Origin of the sequence: Micromonospora sp. NPDC004540 (assembly GCF_040610095.1) — a bacterium.
In the GTDB taxonomy this organism is placed as follows: Bacteria; Actinomycetota; Actinomycetes; order Mycobacteriales; family Micromonosporaceae; genus Micromonospora.
In genome coordinates, this window is record NZ_JBEXLR010000001.1 from 141,804 (window position 1) to 160,152 (window position 18,349).

The 18,349-nt window shown below is 74.3% G+C and carries 23 protein-coding genes and 2 pseudogenes; 15 read left to right on the top strand and 10 right to left on the bottom strand.

Features of this window, described 5'->3' with window-relative positions:
- Positions 1–27: 27 nt before the first annotated feature.
- From ABZV78_RS00730 to ABZV78_RS00740, 3 genes are all read right to left on the bottom strand, one after another.
- Complete coding sequence (locus ABZV78_RS00730; RefSeq protein WP_355634659.1) at positions 28–1,227, bottom strand: GNAT family N-acetyltransferase; 1,200 nt, start codon at positions 1,225–1,227, stop codon at positions 28–30.
- A gap of 51 nt (positions 1,228–1,278) precedes the next feature.
- Positions 1,279–1,998 carry a protein phosphatase 2C domain-containing protein gene (locus ABZV78_RS00735; RefSeq protein WP_355634660.1) on the bottom strand — a complete coding sequence of 240 codons (720 nt, stop codon included), beginning with the start codon at positions 1,996–1,998 and terminating at the stop codon, positions 1,279–1,281.
- Positions 1,999–2,091: 93 nt separating this feature from the next.
- Positions 2,092–2,655 carry an XRE family transcriptional regulator gene (locus ABZV78_RS00740; protein ID WP_355634661.1) on the bottom strand — a complete coding sequence of 188 codons (564 nt, stop codon included), beginning with the start codon at positions 2,653–2,655 and terminating at the stop codon, positions 2,092–2,094.
- Between the two features lie 60 nt (positions 2,656–2,715).
- Here ABZV78_RS00740 and ABZV78_RS00745 point away from each other — a divergent pair, with 60 nt between their 5' ends.
- On the top strand, positions 2,716–3,918 hold the full coding sequence (locus ABZV78_RS00745) for a benzoate/H(+) symporter BenE family transporter (RefSeq protein ID WP_355634662.1): 1,203 nt from the start codon (positions 2,716–2,718) through the stop codon (positions 3,916–3,918).
- On the opposite strand, the gene ABZV78_RS00750 is transcribed toward ABZV78_RS00745, so the two are convergent.
- The 5 genes from ABZV78_RS00750 to ABZV78_RS00770 form a co-directional block, all read right to left on the bottom strand.
- Positions 3,919–4,194 (bottom strand): hypothetical protein, encoded by a 276-nt coding sequence (locus ABZV78_RS00750; protein WP_355634663.1) that lies wholly within the window; start codon positions 4,192–4,194, stop codon positions 3,919–3,921.
- Between the two features lie 22 nt (positions 4,195–4,216).
- Complete coding sequence (locus tag ABZV78_RS00755) at positions 4,217–4,582, bottom strand: hypothetical protein (RefSeq protein ID WP_355634664.1); 366 nt, start codon at positions 4,580–4,582, stop codon at positions 4,217–4,219.
- 29 nt (positions 4,583–4,611) lie between these two features.
- Positions 4,612–4,860 (bottom strand): hypothetical protein, encoded by a 249-nt coding sequence (locus tag ABZV78_RS00760; protein WP_355634665.1) that lies wholly within the window; start codon positions 4,858–4,860, stop codon positions 4,612–4,614.
- Positions 4,861–4,937: 77 nt separating this feature from the next.
- Positions 4,938–5,393, bottom strand: coding sequence for a large conductance mechanosensitive channel protein MscL (mscL, locus tag ABZV78_RS00765; RefSeq protein WP_355634666.1), 456 nt, complete (start codon positions 5,391–5,393; stop codon positions 4,938–4,940).
- A 41-nt stretch (positions 5,394–5,434) separates the two neighbouring features.
- Complete coding sequence (locus tag ABZV78_RS00770; RefSeq protein WP_355634667.1) at positions 5,435–6,118, bottom strand: FadR/GntR family transcriptional regulator; 684 nt, start codon at positions 6,116–6,118, stop codon at positions 5,435–5,437.
- 187 nt (positions 6,119–6,305) lie between these two features.
- Here ABZV78_RS00770 and ABZV78_RS00775 point away from each other — a divergent pair, with 187 nt between their 5' ends.
- Complete coding sequence (locus ABZV78_RS00775; RefSeq protein WP_355634688.1) at positions 6,306–7,460, top strand: MFS transporter; 1,155 nt, start codon at positions 6,306–6,308, stop codon at positions 7,458–7,460.
- Between the two features lie 9 nt (positions 7,461–7,469).
- On the opposite strand, the gene ABZV78_RS00780 is transcribed toward ABZV78_RS00775, so the two are convergent.
- Positions 7,470–7,826, bottom strand: a complete 357-nt coding sequence (locus tag ABZV78_RS00780; protein ID WP_091315546.1) for an STAS domain-containing protein — start codon at positions 7,824–7,826, stop codon at positions 7,470–7,472.
- A gap of 160 nt (positions 7,827–7,986) precedes the next feature.
- Between ABZV78_RS00780 and ABZV78_RS00785 the strand changes: the two genes are divergently transcribed.
- From ABZV78_RS00785 to ABZV78_RS00810, 6 genes are read left to right on the top strand one after another with little or no spacing between them, the layout of a single operon-like run.
- Positions 7,987–8,847 (top strand): STAS domain-containing protein, encoded by an 861-nt coding sequence (locus ABZV78_RS00785; RefSeq protein ID WP_355634668.1) that lies wholly within the window; start codon positions 7,987–7,989, stop codon positions 8,845–8,847.
- Complete coding sequence (locus tag ABZV78_RS00790) at positions 8,847–9,257, top strand: STAS domain-containing protein (protein ID WP_355634669.1); 411 nt, start codon at positions 8,847–8,849, stop codon at positions 9,255–9,257. The genes ABZV78_RS00785 and ABZV78_RS00790 overlap by 1 nt, the downstream gene beginning before the upstream one ends.
- Entirely contained in the window at positions 9,254–9,673 is a 420-nt protein-coding gene (locus ABZV78_RS00795; protein ID WP_355634670.1) for an ATP-binding protein, read from the top strand. Before ABZV78_RS00790 ends, ABZV78_RS00795 begins: the two co-directional genes overlap by 4 nt.
- Positions 9,670–10,683: a SpoIIE family protein phosphatase gene (locus tag ABZV78_RS00800; protein ID WP_355634689.1), complete on the top strand. Its 1,014-nt coding sequence runs from the start codon at positions 9,670–9,672 to the stop codon at positions 10,681–10,683. Before ABZV78_RS00795 ends, ABZV78_RS00800 begins: the two co-directional genes overlap by 4 nt.
- A gap of 32 nt (positions 10,684–10,715) precedes the next feature.
- Complete coding sequence (locus tag ABZV78_RS00805; protein WP_355634690.1) at positions 10,716–12,044, top strand: sensor histidine kinase; 1,329 nt, start codon at positions 10,716–10,718, stop codon at positions 12,042–12,044.
- A 2-nt stretch (positions 12,045–12,046) separates the two neighbouring features.
- Positions 12,047–13,585, top strand: a complete 1,539-nt coding sequence (locus tag ABZV78_RS00810; RefSeq protein WP_355634691.1) for a SpoIIE family protein phosphatase — start codon at positions 12,047–12,049, stop codon at positions 13,583–13,585.
- 6 nt (positions 13,586–13,591) lie between these two features.
- On the opposite strand, the gene ABZV78_RS00815 is transcribed toward ABZV78_RS00810, so the two are convergent.
- Positions 13,592–14,428 carry an AraC family transcriptional regulator gene (locus ABZV78_RS00815; RefSeq protein ID WP_355634671.1) on the bottom strand — a complete coding sequence of 279 codons (837 nt, stop codon included), beginning with the start codon at positions 14,426–14,428 and terminating at the stop codon, positions 13,592–13,594.
- Between the two features lie 32 nt (positions 14,429–14,460).
- Between ABZV78_RS00815 and ABZV78_RS00820 the strand changes: the two genes are divergently transcribed.
- The 7 genes and pseudogenes from ABZV78_RS00820 to ABZV78_RS00850 form a co-directional block, all read left to right on the top strand.
- Positions 14,461–15,027 (top strand): TIGR03086 family metal-binding protein, encoded by a 567-nt coding sequence (locus ABZV78_RS00820; RefSeq protein WP_355634672.1) that lies wholly within the window; start codon positions 14,461–14,463, stop codon positions 15,025–15,027.
- A 76-nt stretch (positions 15,028–15,103) separates the two neighbouring features.
- Complete coding sequence (locus ABZV78_RS00825) at positions 15,104–15,640, top strand: PadR family transcriptional regulator (RefSeq protein WP_355634673.1); 537 nt, start codon at positions 15,104–15,106, stop codon at positions 15,638–15,640.
- Positions 15,637–16,071, top strand: a pseudogene (locus ABZV78_RS00830) (ATP-binding cassette domain-containing protein); the annotation flags it as partial. The gene ABZV78_RS00825 and the pseudogene ABZV78_RS00830, both read left to right, overlap by 4 nt.
- On the top strand, positions 16,072–16,680 hold the full coding sequence (locus ABZV78_RS00835; protein ID WP_355634692.1) for a helix-turn-helix domain-containing protein: 609 nt from the start codon (positions 16,072–16,074) through the stop codon (positions 16,678–16,680).
- Entirely contained in the window at positions 16,677–16,871 is a 195-nt protein-coding gene (locus ABZV78_RS00840; protein ID WP_355634674.1) for a hypothetical protein, read from the top strand. Before ABZV78_RS00835 ends, ABZV78_RS00840 begins: the two co-directional genes overlap by 4 nt.
- On the top strand, positions 16,868–17,569 hold the full coding sequence (locus ABZV78_RS00845; protein WP_355634675.1) for a DUF2637 domain-containing protein: 702 nt from the start codon (positions 16,868–16,870) through the stop codon (positions 17,567–17,569). Before ABZV78_RS00840 ends, ABZV78_RS00845 begins: the two co-directional genes overlap by 4 nt.
- Positions 17,566–18,349, top strand: a pseudogene (locus tag ABZV78_RS00850) (hypothetical protein); the annotation flags it as partial. The gene ABZV78_RS00845 and the pseudogene ABZV78_RS00850, both read left to right, overlap by 4 nt.

Here is an 18,349-nt window from a genome sequence, read left to right on the forward strand (position 1 = left end):
CCCCCGGCGGTGGCCGGAAAACGCCGATCAGAAGTCGGCGAACAGGTACGGCAGCGCCCGCGGGAAGATCCGGCGCAGCTCGGCGGCCGCGTCGACCGGCACCTCGCCGAGCCCGCGCACGGCCACCTCGGCCGGGTCGAGCACCCCGTAGGCCAGGGCGGAGAGCCCGGCGGCGGTGAGCCGCGCGGCCGGCACGGTGCCCGCGGCGGCGGTGTCCCCGGGGAGCACCTCCAGCGTGCCGGTGGCACCGTCGAGCAGGTGGGCGCCGGCCAGCCAGCGGTCGCCGACCAGTTCGACGGCGACCCGGCCGGTCCCGGCAGGCCGGCCGGCGAGCGCGTCCAGGCTGAGCACCCGGGCCATCGGGGCGGGTGAGCCGGGCCGGGACACCCGCGCCTCGACGTGCACGGCGAGGTCGGTGAGCCACAGCTCGGGCAGCTCGTCGGCGGGCAGCTCGACGCTGATCCGCTCCACCTGGTCGACGTGGCGGGCGAAGAACTGGAGCAGCGACGCCCGGGCGTACGGGTCACCGGCCAGCAGGTCGTCGGCGATCAGCGCGCCGCCGTGGTCGTCGATCCGGTAGGTGACCGCGCCCACCGTCTCGCCGTCCCGGACGGCGGTGAGCAGCCAGCGGTCGTCCCGGTCGCGCAGCCCGACCGCCCGGAAGTCGGGGAAGATCGCGAACCCGTGCCGCTCGCGCAGGCAGCGTTCGGTGTAGGCCCGCCACCGCTCGTAGCCGGCGCCGACCCGCTCCCAGACCACCTCGCCGGGGAGTTCGGCGCGGAGCAGCGGGGCCAGGTCTGCCGGGGTGAAGACCGCGGTACGCCGGCGGGGCAGCCCGACGTAGCCGAAGCGCTCGTAGAACGAGGCGCGGAACGGGTAGAGCGCGGTCAGCGGATGCCCCTCATCCCGCATCTCGTCGAGGAGCCGGTGCAGCAGCGTCCGTACGTGCCCGCGTCGGCGGGCCAGCGGGTGGGTGGCCACCCCGGCGACGCCGGCCATCGGCAGCACGGTGCCGCGCAGGTTCTGCCGCATCGGGACCGCGGAGACGGCGGCCGTGGTGACCTCGTCCTCCTCGACCACCAGCGTCCGGTTGCCCGCGTTGTACGGCAGGTACTCGTGGAACTCCTCGATCCGCGACGCCGCCGTCGGCGAGGTCTCGAAGGCGTACGCCTGGAGCGGGAAGCTGGTGGTCAGGCGTTCCTCGGCGGCCAACCGGCGAATGCGCATCCGTTCATCCCAACCCGACCCGCGGGGTGGCGCAACCGGAATCGGGCGGGCTCAGGCCTCGGAGACGTCGGAGACCACCACGGTGACGTTGTCCGGCGCGCCGGCCTGGTGGGCGAGCTTCACCAGCTGCTCGCCGCACTGCTGCCGGTCGCCGTAGGTGGCCAGGGCCGAGGCGATGGCGGCGTCCTCCACGTAGTCGGAGAGGCCGTCGCTGCACAGCAGCAGCCGGTCGCCGGCGAACACGGTGAGCACCCCGACGGCCGGCGGTGCGTCCGAGCCCTGCACGGCCCGGGTGACCAGCGAGCGCTGCGGGTGGTGGCGGGCCTGCTCGGGGGAGAGCGCGCCCTGGTCGACCAGCGCCTGCACGAACGTGTCGTCCCGGGTGAGCTGGCTCAGCTCGCTGTCCCGCAGCAGGTAGCAGCGGGAGTCGCCGACCTGGGCGAGGACCAGGGTGTCGCCGGCGAGCAGGCCGGCGGTGAGCGTGGTGCCCATGCCGTCGCGGGCCGGGTCGACCGTGATGGCCGCGCGGATGCGCTGGTTGGCGGTGCTCACCACGGCACGCAGCGCGTCGGCGGCCTCGTCCGGCACGGTCGGCGGGGTCAGCTCGTCCAGGATGCGGATGACGATCTCGCTGGCCACCTCGCCGGCGGGGAGGCCGCCCATGCCGTCGGCCACCGCCACCAGGCGGTCGCCGGCGAGGGCGGAGTCCTCGTTGTTGGTCCGGACGAGGCCGACGTCGTTCAGGATGGCCGAGCGGAGGATGAGCGTCATGGGGACAAGCTTGCCAAGAACACCCGCTCCGCGTCTCTACGCACTGCAGGGTCTGCTGAAAGAAATGTCGGCGACTTGCACACGGGGTATGTATCAAGAATCCACTGTGGTCACTCGCGGGTAGCGCAGCAGCAGGCTCGCCCGGACCGCCTCGTCGCCGACGGCGGCGTAGCTGTGCGGCACGTCGGAGGCCCAGCGGAGATATCCGCCCGGGCCGGCGGTCATCGGGGCGTCCACCGGACCGGCGCGGAGCACGCCGGAGAAGACGGTGACGTGTTCGGTGACGCCGGCCTGGTGCGCGGGGGAGAGCTGCGCCGGGCCGGGGCTGACCCGCATCTGGTACAGCTCGTAGGTCGCGTCGGTGTCGCTGAAGACCTCCAGCAGGGTGGCCCCCACCGCGGCGCCGCGTACGGTCGGCGTCTCGGCCGGCGCGGAGAGCACGGCGGTGAGCGGCACGCCGAGCTGGGCGGTGATCGCGTACAGGGTCTCCAGGGTGGGGTTGCGGGTGCCGTTCTCCAGCCCGGAGAGGGTGGCCTTCCCGACGCCGGCCAGCCGGGCGAGCGTGGACAGGGAGATCCCCCGCTCCTCGCGGAGGGCACGGATCCGCCGGCCGACGGCTTCCGCGCTCCGGTCACCGGCTGGTGGGGCTGCTGCCATGGGGGCTATCGTGCTACATCGGCCCGTTCCGTAAACGGAACGGCGGACGAGGGGGAGCGCATGGCCGGTCGACTGCAACCCGTGCTCGCCGGCGTGGTGACCGCCCTGGTCGGCTTCGCCAGCTCGTTCACGGTCGTGCTCGCCGGGCTGCGCGCGGTGGGCGCGGACCGGGCGCAGGCCGCCTCGGGGCTGCTCGCCCTGTGCGTCGCCAGCGGCTGCTGCGCCGTCTGGCTCGGCCTGCGGCACCGGCTGCCGCTGGCCATCGCCTGGTCCACCCCGGGTGCCGCGCTGCTGGTCGCCACCGGACCGGTGCCCGGCGGCTGGCCGGCCGCGGTCGGCGCGTTCCTGCTCACCGGCCTGCTGATCGTCGCGGCCGGGCTCGTTCCCGCACTGGGCCGGGCGGTCGCCGCGATCCCCGCGCCGATCGCCAGCGCCATGCTCGCCGGGGTGCTGCTGCCGCTCTGCACCGCGCCCGTCCGGGCCCTGGTCGAGGTGCCCCGGCTGGCCGCGCCGGTGGTGCTCGCCTGGCTGCTGCTGCACCGGTTCGCCCGCCGCTGGGCGGTGCCCGGCGCGCTCGCCGTGGCGGTGGTGGCGATCGCGCTGACCGCGTCCGGGCCGGCCCGGATCGACGCCGCTCCGGCCGTCGTGCTGACCGCGCCGGCCTGGACCCTGCCCGCGATCGTCGGCCTGGCGCTGCCGCTGTTCCTGGTCACCATGGCCGCGCAGAACGTGCCGGGCACGGCCGTGCTGGCCGGCTACGGCTACCGCGCCCCGCTGGGCTCCGCGCTGCGGGTGACCGGGCTCGCCACCGCGCTCGGCGCGCCGGCCGGTGGGCACGCGGTGAACCTGGCCGCGATCACCGCCGCGCTGGCCGCCGGCCCGGACGCCCACCCCGACCCGGAGCGACGCTGGATCGCCTCGGTCACCGCCGGGATCGGCCTGGCGCTGCTCGGCCTGGGCGCGGGCGTGGCGACCGCCCTGGTGCTGCTCTCCCCGCCGATCCTGGTCGAGGCGGTGGCCGGGCTCGCGCTGCTCGGCGCGCTGGCCGGCGCGGTCGCGGCGGCGGTCGCCGAGCCGGACTCCCGGGAGGCCGCCGTGGTCACCCTCGTGGTCACCGCCTCCGGGGTGAGCCTGCTCGGCGTGGGCGGCGCGTTCTGGGGGCTGGTCGCCGGCTGGCTGATGCTGCTGCTGTTCCGCCGCCGTCGCGGCACCACGCCGCCGGTGACGGAACCGGAGCCGGCCGCCCCGGCCCGGGTGGGCTGATCAGGCGACGCCCTCCGCCTCGACGCCGATCTCCATGATCCGCAGGCGCACGCCGGTGACGTTCTCCTCGACCATCCGCTTCAGTGCCCGCGCGTGCTCCAGCGTGTCGAGCACGACCAGCGCGTGCCCGAGGCCGGGCTCGTCCTCGTCCGAGCCCCACCAGCCCCGGACGAAGCCCGGGCTCTGCCGGGTCACCTCGGCCATGTGCGCGAACTGGGCGGCCCGGGCCGCCGCCTCGGTCGGCGTGCCGCCCTGCTCTCCGATCACCATCCACATGCCGCCCACCGTAGGCGGGAAGTCACTCCTCCGGGGGGAGTTGGGCGGCGGGGACGGTGAGGCGTACGCCGTCGTCGGTGACCGCGGCGATCCGGTCGGCCAGCACGTAGACGGCGCCCGTGCGGGTCAGGTCGGTGGAGACCTTGAGGTAGCCCTCGCGCAGCAGCCGGGCGGCCAGGTCGGCCGGGACGTCCGGCTCCTCGGCGGCCGCCGACTCGATCAGCTCGTCCAGGCTGCTGCCCGGATCCACCGGGGCGGGTGCCTGCACGGTCACGGCGGCCGGGTCGCCGCGCTGGACGAGATCCACGGTGCCCACCTCGACGCCGGTGGAGTCGACCACCCGCATGCCGGTGGTGACCCGGGAGACGGTGTCCTGCTGCTGGCTCATACAGGCGCGGTTCCCGAGGCGCGCGGGCGCTAAACGGACGGGGCCCAGCCGCTCGGCGGGCGGGGGGACAGCTCGCGCCAGGTGTCCGGCCCCTCCAGCAGCGCCCGGACCGTCTCCTCGGCCTCCTCGACGCTGGCGTACTCGTAGAACTGGGAGACCCCCTCGGCCCCGCCGGCGCGCTGCTCGACGTGCCAGCGGTCGCCGTCGACCCGGAGGAAGACGTCCCGCCGGGCCAGCCGCCCCCATTTCCCGTTCCACCAGTGCCTACGCTGCTCCATGCCGGGACTCTATCGAACATGTGTTCGACGTGCGTCGGCCCCCGCGGGATTCCCACGGGGGCCGATCGGCTATGGCGTCAGCGCGCGGCCGGGGGCTCCTGCCGGCGGCCGAGCACGTCGTCCAGCGCGCCGCGCTGGCCCGGCGTGGCGTGGTTGCCGGCGAGCAGCGCGTCCCGGATCTCGGTGAGGAGCTTGACCTCCTCGCTGGGGGCGGCGGGCGGCGGCTCCTCGCCGCGCTTGCGTCGCTCGGCGAGCTTGTTCATCGGGTAGACCACGAGGAAGTAGAGCACCGCAGCGGTGAGCAGGAAGGTGATCGCCGCGTTGATGAACGCGGCCCAGTCCATGTAGTTGCCCTTGGTGATCTCCCAAGAGCCGGAGAACTGGCCACCGCCACCAATCGCCTTGATCAGCGGTTCCAGGAACGACTTGGTGAGCTGAGTGACCACGCCAGTGAACGCGGCGCCGATGACGATGCCGACCGCCAGGTCGACGACGTTGCCGCGCATGATGAAGTCTTTGAAGCCCTTGAGCATCCGCACTCCCGTGCTGTCCGGTTTTCGGGGTCCGGCACAACCTATGCCCGGGAGGGGGGCTCCAGAAAAGCGCCGGCCTCGATCGCCGCCCGCGCCGGGTCGCCGGCCCGGATCGCCTCGACCAGCCGGCCGTGGTCCACGTACCGCTCGGGCTCCAGGGTCTCGCCCATCGCCTGGGCGACGGTGCTGCGCAGCGCGGCGCCGACCGAGGCGTAGAGCTCGGCCAGCATGGCGTTGTGGGCGGCGGCCACCACGGCGGTGTGCAGCGCGGCGTCCGCCTCGACGAACTCACCGACCCGGCCGGCGCGCCAGGCGGCCTCCCGGGTGGCGAGCGCGCCGTCGAGCGCCGCCAGGTCGGCCGGGGTACGCCGCAGCGCGGCGAGCCGGGCCGCCTCCACCTCGAAGGCGCGCCGGACCTCGATCACCTCGGCCATCCGGTCGTCGGTGAGCCGGCGGGCCACCACGGGGGCCAGTTCGTCGGTCGACACCACGTAGGTCCCGGAGCCCTGCCGGCACTCCAGCACCCCGGCGTGCACCAGCGCCCGGACCGCCTCGCGGACCGTGTTCCGTCCCACGCCCAGCGCGGCGACGAGCTGCGGCTCGGTGGGGATCTTCGCGCCCACCGGCCACTCCCCGCCGAGGATCCGGGCCCGGAGCTGCTCGATGGTCTGCCGTACCCGGTGGCCGCGCGGCGGCACGCCGACGGAATCGAGGGCGGGTGTCACCGGTTACAACTCCTGCCGAAATTCATCCCATGATTGTAGGTTCGAGGTCATGACCCCGCCACCCACGTCCACCGCGGCCCCCGTCACCGACGTGCCCACCACCGACGTGACCCCCGGGCCGGCCCCGGCCGCCGCCCCCGCGCCCCCGGCCGTCCCGGCCCACGGCGGCCTGCTGATCCTCGTCGGCATGCTCCTGGTCGCGGTCAACCTGCGTGCGGCGGTGACCAGCCTGGGTGCCCTGCTCGACGAGATCCGCGACGGGCTGGGCCTCTCCGGCGCGATGGCCGGCGTGGTCACCACGCTGCCCACCATCGCCTTCGCCGGGCTCGGCGCCCTCACCCCGTGGTTGGTCCGCCGCTGGCCGGCCGCACGGGTGCTGGTGGTGGCCATGCTGGCGCTGACCGTCGGGCAGGTGCTCCGCGTGGTCACCGACTCGGCGGCGGTCTTCGTGCTCACCAGCGCGCTCGCGCTGGCCGGCATCGCGGTCGCGAACATCCTGCTGCCGATGCTGGTCAAGACGCATTTCCCGCACCGCACCGGGCTGGTCACCGGGGCGTACACGATGGCGCTGACCGTGGGCACGACGGTGGCCGCCGCCTCGGCGGTGCCGGTGGCCCACGCCTTCGGCTCGTGGCGGGCCGGGCTCGGCGTCTGGGCCGGGCTGGCCGCGGTGGCCGTACTCCCGTGGGTGCCGCTGGCGCTGCGGGCCCGGGCCGCGCGGCGGACGGCGACCCCGGCGGCGGCCGGCGCCGGGCCGGCGCGGGTGCGGCCGGCGCGGACCCGGCTCGGCTGGGCCATGGCGGTCTACTTCGGGGCGCAGTCGCTCAGCGGGTACGCGATCATGGGCTGGCTGGCCCAGCTCTTCCGGGACGCCGGCTACGCGCCGGAGGCGGCCGGCCTGCTGCTCGCCGGGGTGACCGCGCTCGGCGTGCCGGTGGCGCTCATGATGCCGACCCTCGCCGGCCGGCTGCCGACGCTGCGCCCGCTGGTGCTGTCGCTGACCGTCTTCTCCACGGCCGCGTACGTCGGCCTGGCGCTCGCGCCGCACGGCCTCGCGCCGCTCTGGGTGCTGCTGCTGGCCCTCGGCCAGGGCGCGTTCCCGCTGATCCTGACCACGATCGGGCTGCGCGCCCGCACCGCCGAGGGCACGGTGGCGCTGTCCGCCTTCGCGCAGAGCACCGGCTACGTGATCGCCGCGCTCGGCCCGCTGCTGGTCGGCATCCTCTACGAGGCGACCGGCGGCTGGACCGCGCCGATCGGCTTCCTGCTGGTGGCCCTCGCCGTGCAGACGGCGGCGGGCATGGTGATCGCCCGTCCCCGGCACATCGAGGACGAGCGCTGAGGGGAGCGGTCAGGAGGAGGCCGGCGTGGGGTCGCCCGCCACGGCCTGCTCCACGGTCGGGTAGGTGTGCAGCACCTCGACCAGGCCGCTGACCTCCAGGATGCGGAGCACGCCGCGCTGCGGGGCGGCCAGCCGGACCACGCCGCCGGCCTCGTCGCAGCTGTTCTTGGCGCGGACGAACACCGACAGCCCGGTGGAGTCGCAGAACGACACCTCGGCCAGGTCGAACACGAGGCGGTTGCGCCCCTTGTCCAGCAGGTCCGTGATCTGGTCCTGGAGCTGCGGTGCCGTCGCCATGTCCAGCTCGCCCGCGACCGACACGACGACCACGTCGCCGCGCTGTTCCGTGTGCACCGTCAGGGACATTCGTCGACCTCCTGTGTTCGGTGGAACGGTATCCCACGAAGCTGGCAGCGTGCAGAACGGGAGCCGAGAAGGGTGCCGTCGATCATTCCTTTGCCTCGTGACAAGTAGCCCGTCAGCTCCGGTGATAGAGTCCGCCCGTCCAGAGTTCAGGGAGGTCACCATGGCGTTGAGCGCCGAACAGAGTGGTCGGCTCGCCCGCCTGCTGAGTGAGCACGCCGACCGGCTGATCGTGCGCTGGACGGAGATCGTGGCCAGCTCGCTGCGCGGTCGTCTCAGCCAGGCGGAACTGTCGCGGCAGGTGCGGGAGCTGCACCGGAGCCTGGTCGACGCCGGCCAGCACGGTTTCACCGACCTGGCCGACGAGCACGGCGGCGAGGTGCGGGCCGTGCTGGCCGAACTCTCCGCCAGCCGGGCCCGGCAGGGCTTCAGCGCCACCGAGACCGCGATCAGCGTGTTCGCGCTCAAGGATGTGCTGCTGGAGCTGATGGAGGAGGGCCAGGACGCGGGCACCCTCCGCGACTTCGTCGCCTTCTCCGCCCTGATCGACCAGATGGGGCTGTTCACCTTCGAGACCTTCGTGCGTGCCCGCGAGGGCCTGATCGCCGACCAGGCGGAGCAGCTGCTGGAGCTCTCCACGCCGGTGGTGAAGCTGTGGGAGGGCGTGGTCGCCGTTCCGCTGGTCGGCACCCTCGACTCGGCCCGCGCCCAGGTGGTGATGGAGCGGCTGCTCCAGACCCTGGTCGACACCGGCTCGCCCTACGCGATCATCGACATCACCGGCGTGCCGGCGGTGGACACGCAGGTCGCCCAGCACATCCTCAAGACCGTGGTGGCCGCCCGGCTGATGGGCGCCGACTGCATCATCTCCGGCATCCGGCCGCAGATCGCCCAGACGATCGTCGCCCTCGGCATCGAGTTCGGCGACATCGCCACCAAGGCGAGCCTGGCCGACGCGCTGCGCCACGTGCTGCGCCTGACCGGCGTGGAGACCACCTCCCGACGCGCACGCCGGGAGGTCTGATGGAGCGGGTGCCGATCCTCAAGATCGGTGACATCCTGCTGGTGTCCATCCAGGTCGACATGTCCGACCAGACGGCGATCCAGCTCCAGGAGGACCTGGCCGAGCGGATCGTCGCCACCGGCTCGCACGGCGTGATCATCGACATCACGGCGCTGGACATCGTCGACTCCTTCGTCGGCCGGATGCTCTCCACCATCGCGTCCATCTCCAAGGTGCTGGACGCCGAGACGGTGGTGGTCGGAATGCGTCCCGCCGTCGCCATCACCCTGGTCGAGCTGGGCCTGTCGCTCAACGGCATCCGCACCGCGCTGAACGTCGAGCGGGGCATGGAGCTGATCGCGGCCACCCGCGGCGACGAGTGGGACGAGGCGGACGTCGACGAGAACCCCGAGACGACGGCCACGCCATGACCGCCGGCGTCGACCTGGGAGTGCCGGCCACCCAGGCGATCCGCAGCGACGAGGACGTGGTGCGGGTGCGGCAGCTGGTGCGTACCACCGCCGTCGCGGTCAAGCTGTCACTGGTCGACCAGACCAAGCTGGTCACCGCCGCCAGCGAGCTGGCCCGTAACACGCTGATCTACGGCGGCGGGGGCAGCGCCGAGGTGGCCACCGTCGAGGACGGCCGCCGGCGCGGGGTCCGCATCGTCTTCGCCGACCAGGGGCCGGGCATCCCCGACCTCGACCAGGCCTTCACCGACGGCTTCACCACCGGCGGCGGGCTGGGCCTGGGGCTCAGCGGCGCCCGCCGGCTGGTCGACGACTTCGACATCTGGACCGCCGTGGGTGAGGGCACCCGGATCACCATCACCAAGTGGTCCCGATGACCGCCGACGTGGTCGCCGACCACGGTCTCTGGTTCCGCGTGGAGAGCGGCGCCACGGCGAGCAGTGTGCGGCGGGCCGCCGAGCGGCTCGGCCGGCAGGTGGAACTCGGCGAGTCGCGCGTCGCCGACCTGGCCATCGTGACCGCCGAGATCACCAGCAACCTGGTCAAGCACGCCCAGGAGGGCAACCTGCTGCTCCGCCCGGTACGCCGCGGCGGGCGGGCCGGGGTGGAGCTGGTGACGATCGACTCCGGCCCCGGCATGGCCGACCTCGCCCTCTCCTCGGCGGACGGCCACTCCACCACCGGCACCCTCGGCATCGGCCTCGGCGCGATCGTCCGGCAGGCGAGCCGGTTCGACGGCTACTCGCTGCCCGGCCGGGGCACGGTGCTGACCGTCCAGGTCTGGGACGGTCCGGCCCCCGAACCGGACTGGGCCGGCGCGCTGGCCCGGCCGATCACCGGCGAGCAGGTCAGCGGCGACGCGTACGCGGTGCGGGTGGTCGACGGCCGGCGGCAGGTGCTGGTCTGCGACGGCCTGGGGCATGGCCCGCTGGCCGCCGCCGCGAGCGGAGCTGCGGTGGCCGCGTTCCGGACCGCGCCGGCCGGGCCGCCGGGCACCGTGGTGCAGCACCTGCACCGGGCCATCGCGCACACCCGCGGCGCCGCGCTGGCGGTGGCCGAACCGGATCCCGTGTCGCGCTTGCTGCGGTACGCCGGGCTGGGCAACATCGCAGCCATGATCGTGGCCACGGGCGAGCGACGGCGGGGCCTCGTCTCGCTGCCCGGCATCGCCGGACACCAGCGCCCCTCGGTGCGGGAGTACGACTACCCGTTCCCGCCCGGAGCGACCCTGGTGATGCACAGCGACGGCGTGGTGGACCGCTGGGACCTGGCCGACTACCCGGGCCTGACCGGCCGTACGCCGTTGCTGGCCGCCGCCACCCTGCTCCGCGACGCCGGGGTCCGCCGCGACGACGCCTGCGTCCTGGTCGCCCGGGCGGACCCGTGACCACGCCGTCCGCCCCCAACCCGCTGCTGCAGATGGCGCTCCGGGTGGAGCACGACATCTTCCTGGTCCGGCAGCGCGGCCGGGAGGTGGCCGCCGCCGTCGGGCTGGAGCACCAGGACCAGGTACGCCTGGCCACCGCGCTCAGCGAGGTGGCCCGCGACCTGTTGCGCACGGTCGACGGCGCGGACGTCACCTTCGCGGTCGTCGTCGACGCCCGCACCGGCCAGCCGGTGCTCCGGGTCGACCTGGCCCCGGCCCGTCCACTGCCGGGAGGCCGGTACGAGCCGGAGTCCGGCGCGGTGGCGCGTCTCGTGGACATGCTGGGCGTGGTGACCGACGGGGGGGATACGGTCGTGAGGATGTCCCGACGTGTCCCCGCCCAGGCGCTGCCGCTGACGCCGGAGCGTCTCGACCAGCTCCGGGCCGAGCTGGCCAGCAGCGCTCCGGGCACCGTGCTGGACGAGTTGGCCGCGCAGAACGCGCAGCTCATCGCCGCCCTCGACGAGGTGCGCAGCCATCGCGACGAGCTGGAGGTGCTCAACTCCGAGCTCCAGGAGACCAACCGGGGCGTGATGGCGCTCTACAACCAGCTCACCGAGGAGCTGGAGGAGACCAACCGCGGCGTGGTGGCGCTCTACGCCGAGCTGGACGAGAAGTCCGCCCAGCTCCGCGCGGCCAGCGAGTCGAAGAGCCGGTTCCTGGCCAACGTGAGCCACGAGCTGCGCGCCCCGGTGACCGCGATCATCGGGCTGGCCCGGCTGCTCGCCGACTCCGCCTCCGACCCGATCACGGCCGAGCAGGCCCGGCAGGTGGGGCTGATCCGGTCGTCCGCGGCCGACCTGCTCGGCCTGGTCAACGAGCTGCTCGACCTGGCCAAGGCCGAGTCCGGCCGGCTCGAGCCGAACTGGGCCGAGGTGGACCTGCGTGGGCTCTTCGGGCAGCTCCGCGGCACGCTGCGGGCGCTGGCCACCCGGCCGGGGGTGGAGCTGGTGGTGGAGGAGCCGCCGGCCCCGGCGACGGTCCGCTCGGACGAGGTGCTGCTCGCCCAGGTGCTGCGCAACCTGCTGCACAACGGTCTCAAGTTCACCGAGCGGGGCGAGGTGCGGCTGCGGGCGGAACGCCGGGGCGACCTCTGGTCGCTGTCGGTCACCGACACCGGCGCGGGCATCCCGGCCGAGCTGCACGAGCGGATCTTCGAGGAGTTCTACCAGGTGCCGGGCACGACCCGGGTCGGCGGCACCGGCCTCGGCCTGCCGTACGCGCGGCGGCTGGTCACCCTGCTCGGCGGGACCCTGGAGCTGACCAGCGAACCGGGCCGGGGCAGCACCTTCACCGTGGTCCTTCCCGTGGGCGGAGCGTGACGGTGGAGGGCGGGCCGGCGACCGTACTGGTGGTCGACGACAGCGGTCCGAAGCGATACCTGCTCGTGAGCTGGCTGACCCGGGCGGGCTTCGCGACCCTTGAGGCGGAGAACGGCGCCGAGGCGCTGGACCGGGTGCGCAAGGACCCGGTCGACCTGGTGGTGCTCGACGTCCGGCTGCCGGACATGAGCGGCTTCGAGGTCTGCGAGCTGATCAAGGACTTCCGCCCGTCGACCCCGGTCATCCACGTCTCGGCGCACGCCGTGGACGTGGTGGACCGGGCGCAGGGGCTGACCCGGGGCGCGGACGCGTACCTGGCCGAGCCGATCGAGCCGGAGGAACTGGTCGCCACCGCGCACGCGGTGCTCCGCTACTACCAGGCCCGGCAGCGGGCCGAACTGCTCGCCGAGCGGCTGGCCGCGCTGGCCGACGCCACCGTGGAGATGCACGCCGCGCCGAACTTCGTCCGGCTGCTGGAGGCGGCGGCGGCCGGGGCGGCGCGGATCTTCAAGAGCCCGGCGGCGGTGGTCGCGGAGACGTTCGACGGGGACTGCCTGGCCGGGGTGGCCGCCGGGCCGGAGTCGCCGCCGGTGATCGTGCCGTGGACGCTGGACGACACCGGGCAGCCGATCGGCACCCGGGTCCGGGTCGACGAACCGGGCGACTGGGATCTGACCGCCTGGCCCGCCGGCGACACGGTGACCGTGGGCGCCGCCCGGCTCCGGGAGGACCGGGCCCCGCTCTACGTGGTGGTGCCGACCGCCACCCAGACCGTACGGACCCCGGTGCTGGTGCAGCTCGCCCAGGCCGTCGCCTCGGCCGTGGAGGCACAGCGCTCCTTCGACCAGGAGCACCGCATCGCGGTGACCCTCCAGCGCAGCCTGCTGCCCCGCCGGCTGCCCGAGATCGCCGGCCTCGACCTGGCCGTCCGCTACGAGCCGGCGAGCGCCCAGACCGAGGTGGGCGGCGACTTCTACGAGCTGGTGATGCTCGACGGGCACCTGCTGGTGGCGATCGGCGACGTGGCCGGGCACTCCCTGCACGCCGCCACGGTGATGGCCGAGCTGCGGCACGCGGTACGCGCGTACGCGGTCGAGGGGCATCCGCCCGGAGTGATCCTGGACCGGGTCAACGAGCTGATGCGCACCCTGCTGCCGACCGAGCTGGCCACCATCTGCGTGCTGCTGCTCCACCCGGCCAGCGGGCTGATCCGGCTGGCCAGCGCCGGGCACCTGCCGGCCCTGATCAGCAGCGACGGGCGGATCGAGTTCGTGCAGCACTCCGCCCCGCTGCTCGGGGTGCGCGCGCCCCGCCCGCCGGACCTGGAGTTCGTGCTGCCGGCCGGGGCCACGATGGTCCTCTACACCGACGGGCTGATCGAGCGGCGGGATGCCACCATCGACGAGGGCATGGCGGCGCTCGGCGCGGTCGCCGAGCGGGTCGACGACGACCTCGACCAGTTCTGCCAGCGGCTGCTGGTCGAGCTGGCGCCGCCGGAGATCCACGACGACGTCGCGGTGGTCGCCGTCCGCCGCCGCTGAGCCCGGTCACCCGCCGCGCGAGGCCGCCAGCGAGCGGGCGTACGCGGCCGGCGACACCCCGGCCACCGCGGTGAACTCGCGGACCAGGTGGGCCTGATCGGCGTACCCCAGATCGGCGGCGACCCGCGCCCAGTCCAGCGGCCCGGCGGCGGCCTGCTCGATCGCCTCCTGGAGCCGGTAGCGGCGGATCACCCACTTCGGACCGACGCCGACGTGGTCCAGGAAGAGCCGCTGGAGCCGCCGCGTCGAGACCCCGTGCCGCCGGGCGAAGTCGTCGACGCGCAGGACGGACCGGTCGGCGCGGATCTCCTCGACCAGGGCGGTGGCCTCGGCGGTGAGCGGGTCGGGCAGCGGTTGCCAGGCGGTGAGCAGATCGTCCAGCCGGCCGCACCGCTGCTCGTCGGTGCCCGGACAGACCGGCCCGGCGGCGAACGGTCCGGTCGGGGCGGCGCCGGCCGGCGGCGCTCCGGCAGGCAGCGGGAGGCGCCGGCCGGTCAGCTCGGCCACCGGGCGGCGCCAGAAGGGGCGGAAGCCACCCGGGCGGAACTGCACCCCGGTGACCCGGCCGGTGCCGTGCAGGGTGACCGTGAACAGGCCGGTGTCCACGCCGGCGAGGACGCCGTGCTCCGCTCCGCCGTCCTGGGCCTGGAACACCACGTTGACCGCCGGGTGCGGGACGACCCGCTGGTCGAACGGTTCGGTCAGCACCCAGTCGATCAGCCAGTAGTGCTCGACCCAGGGGCGCAGCGCCGGGGCGGGCAGCCGGCGCCGGAAGTGGACGCGCCGCCGGAGCCGGCCGGGGTCGAGGATCCCCCGGCTGTCCCGCCGCGGTTCGTGTCGCATTTCTTCAAGACCGCCCTCATACGCTGGTCCCTATGACCACGAAGACTAGTGAGTTGCTGGCCGTCGCCGCGCCCCGCACGTCGGCGGTGGTCCAGGGCATCTCCGACGATCAGTTCGGCCTGCCCACCCCGTGCCGCGACTACACGGTGCGCGACCTGCTCAACCACCTCTTCGACGTGGTGGTCAACTTCCAGGACCTGGCGCGCCGGCGGGAGGTCGACTGGGCGGCCAAGACCGACCACCTGACCGAGGGCTGGCGGGACCGGTTCGCGACCGAGGCCGACCGCCTGACGCGGGCGTGGGCGGACCCGGCAGCGCTGGAGGGCGTCTCGCCGGGCATGGGCCTGCCGCAGGAGACCGTCGGCCAGATGGCCCTGATCGACCTCACCGTGCACGGCTGGGACCTGGCCCGGGCGACCGGCCAGCGGCTGGAGGCCGACCCGGCGGTGCTGACGGCGGGGCACGGCTTCATGGACCGGATGGGCGACACCGGGCAGAAGATGGGCGCCTTCGGCGAGCCCGTACCGACCAGCGCCGAGCCCACCACGTTGGACGCCCTGCTCGGCCGGACCGGCCGCGATCCCGCCTGGACGCCCTGACCCGACCGGCCCGTGCGGCAGCACGCCGCGCGGGCCGCTCTTGACACCACTATTCGCTCAATGAATAGTGAGTGCCGTGTCCACTCAGCACGTACTGCTCGGGCTGCTCGCGCGCGGTCCCCGGCACGGCTACGAGCTGAAGCGCGCCCACGACGAGCGGCTGCCCCGGGCCCGGCCGCTCGCCTTCGGGCAGGTCTACGCCACCCTGGCGCGGCTCCAGCGGGACGGCCTGGTGACCCCGGCCGGCCAGGACCGCGAGGGTGGCCCCGACCGCACGTCCTACGCGCTCACCGGGGAGGGGCGGGTCGCGCTCGACCGGTGGCTGGCCACCGTCGAGCCACCGATGCCGTACGTGGCGAGCACCCTCTTCGCCAAGGTGGTGGTCGCGCTCATGGTGGCCGACGCCGAGCGGGCCCGTGCCTACCTGATCGCCCAGCGTCGGGCGCACACCGAGCGGCTGCGCGAGCTGACCGCGGTGAAGACCGCCCCCGCGGCCGGCCTCGACGAGGTGATCGCGGCCGACTTCGCCATCGCCCATCTCGACGCCGACCTGCGGTGGCTGCACACCACCCTCGAGCGGGTCGCCGACTGGCACCGGGAGGTGCACTCGTGAGCTTTCTTCAGGCGCGCGGCGTGGTCCGGGCGTACGGGAGGACGCCGGCCCTGCGCGGCGTGACGCTCGACGTCGCCGAGGGCGAGATCCTCGCCGTCACCGGCCCGAGTGGCTGCGGCAAGTCCACCCTGCTGCACTGCCTCGCCGGCATCCTGCGTCCCGACGCCGGGCAGGTCACCTGGCGCGGCGAGCGGATCGACGAGTGGTCGGAGTCGGCCCGGTCCCGGCTGCGGCGCACCGAGTTCGGGGTGCTCTTCCAGTTCGGCCAGCTCGTCGCCGAGCTGACCGCAGCGGAGAACGTCGCCCTTCCGCTGCTTCTCGCCGGGACGTCCGAGCAGAAAGGTTCTCGCGAAGGGGTCCCGACACCTACAAATCGGCCCCGGCGGCGTGCCAACGCCGTTACCCGGGGCCTGACCGAGAGGACCTCGGCTATGTCGGACTCTACCCGCTACGCGGGCGGCGCTGCCGCCGTGAAGGACGCTCTCCGCGCGTCTCACGACCTCCCGAAGACTGACCGGCTGGTCCTGGTCGCGATCGTCGCCCATGCGAACGCCGACGGGGACGCGTGGCCGTCGGTCCAGACGATCGCCGAGTACGTCGGATGCTCGGAGCGGACCGTACAGCGCGCGTTGCGCCGCCTGGTCGAGGTCGGCCGACTGATCGCGCGGAAGGTCGCCGGGATCGCGACCCGCGTTTACCGCCTGGTCCTCGGCGGGGGTGACACCACGGCCGCGCGGGGTGACATTCCCGCCGCCGGGGGTGACATTCCCGCCGCCGGGGGTGACGCCCTGGCTGTCACCCAAAGGTCTACCGAAGTTCAATCCGAAGCCGGGAAGCCGCGCGTAGCCGCGCGGGACTGGCGTCGATTCCTTCCCAAGAGCAAAAACCCGAACCCCTCGCCGAGGCCGTACCCGTACCCCGAACGCCGAGGGGCCGCCCTCCCGCCGCCGCGCGAGGTCCAGCGGTGCCCGCGCCACGTCGGCCAGACCGCCGCCCACTGCGCGCCGTGCAGGTCCGAGGCCCTGGCCGGTGCGCGATGACCGAGACCGCCGCCGTCGCCCTGGTCGCCGTCGTCACCGTCGGCCCCGCCGTGATGCTCGCCCCGTTCGCCGTGGCCCGGCACCTGGTCCACCGCCACGCGGACGAATACGGCCCGGCGATCCGTGCCGCCGGCCGCGACGACGCCAGCCCTGCCACCGTTCGCGCCACCGTCCGGGAGGTCAACCGATGAACGCGCGCCGCTTTGCTTCCCTCGCCGGAACGATCGCCGTGACCGTGATCGCTGCGATCGCGAGCTACGACCACATGAGGACGGTCGCCCTGGACGCGGGCCAGTCGCCGCTACTGGCGGCCCTCCTCCCGCTATCGGTCGACGGCATGATCCTTGTCGCGACGCTCGCCCTCGGCGACGGCCGCCGGTCGAAGGCGTCCGCCTGGGCCGCGTTCCTGACCGGTGTCGCCGCGTCGCTGGCGGCTAACGTCATGGCCGCCGCGCCTGACGCGACCGCCCGTGTCGTGTCGGCCTGGCCCGCCGTCGCCCTACTCCTGACGGTCGAGGTCCTGGCGCGTGCCGGGCGTGCGCCTGTCGCGACGCCGACCCCGGCCCCGGCCGCCCGGGCGGACGTGTCGCCGCCCGTCCCCGCCCCGTCGCTGGTCGCGTCCACTGTCGCCGACAACGGCCGGGCGGACGTTGGGCGGGCCGCCGACGTGACGCCCAGTCCTGTCGCGACGCCTCGGCCGAAGGCGACGCCCCGCCCGCCGTCGCGACAGTCGGCCGCCGACGCGATCCGGTCCGCCGCCCGTGACGCTGGCGCGACGCCCGCGACTGTCGCCGCCGCCCTCGGCGTGTCGGTCCGGACGTGTCAGCGCCACTGGCCCCGCCCGACTGTCGCGACGTCAGTCCCGGCCCTCGCGGCGGTGACGGCATGACCGAGTTGGAGCGCGTGATCCGTCGCCTACGCCGCCGCCACACGGTCTCCCGTGTCGTCTACCGCTACGTCTCCGGTCGCCCCCTGGACGGCCGCACCGGCTACGCCTACCGGACCCGCGGCGCTGGCCGCTGGACCGGGTACCAGCGCCAAGCTGTCCGCCTCGGCGTCCCGGCCGTGGCCGCCCTGACGGCCGCCTACCCGGACCAGACCGGCGCGGCCCTCGCCTCGGCCGCCGCCGTGGTCGCGTACCGGGCCCGTCGCCGCCTGGTCGCCCGGAGGTTCCGCCGGGAGTACGTGGCCCCGACGTTGGCCGCCCTGGCCCCGGCCCTCGGCCGCGAGCCCGGTCAGGTGCGGTTGCACGTAGACCCGACGTTGGGGAACCTCACGCCGCGACTGGCGAAGCCGCTGAGCCCGGCCGAGGAGGCGGTCCGGCGCTGGTATGGCGAGCACGTAGAACCGGTCATCCGGTGGCTTCCCGAGCGCGTACAGCGGGCCGCGTGGTCGATTCAACGGGCCGCCCGGCCGGTCACCGACCGCCTGGCCGTGTTCCGCCGGCCCGGGGCCGAGGAGGTCGGTCCGCGTATCGAGCTTGTGGCGGATGCGCCGTACCTGACGAAGGAACAACGGCACCTGGTCTCCTCGATCGTCACCGCGAAGATCCCGGTCTCTGACCTGGTCGAATCGTGGAACCAAGTGGGCCCGCGGGTAATCGCAACGTGGACCGTGCGTAAGCGTCCGCCCGCCCGCGTCGGCCTGGCCGAGCTGGTCGCGCGGTTCC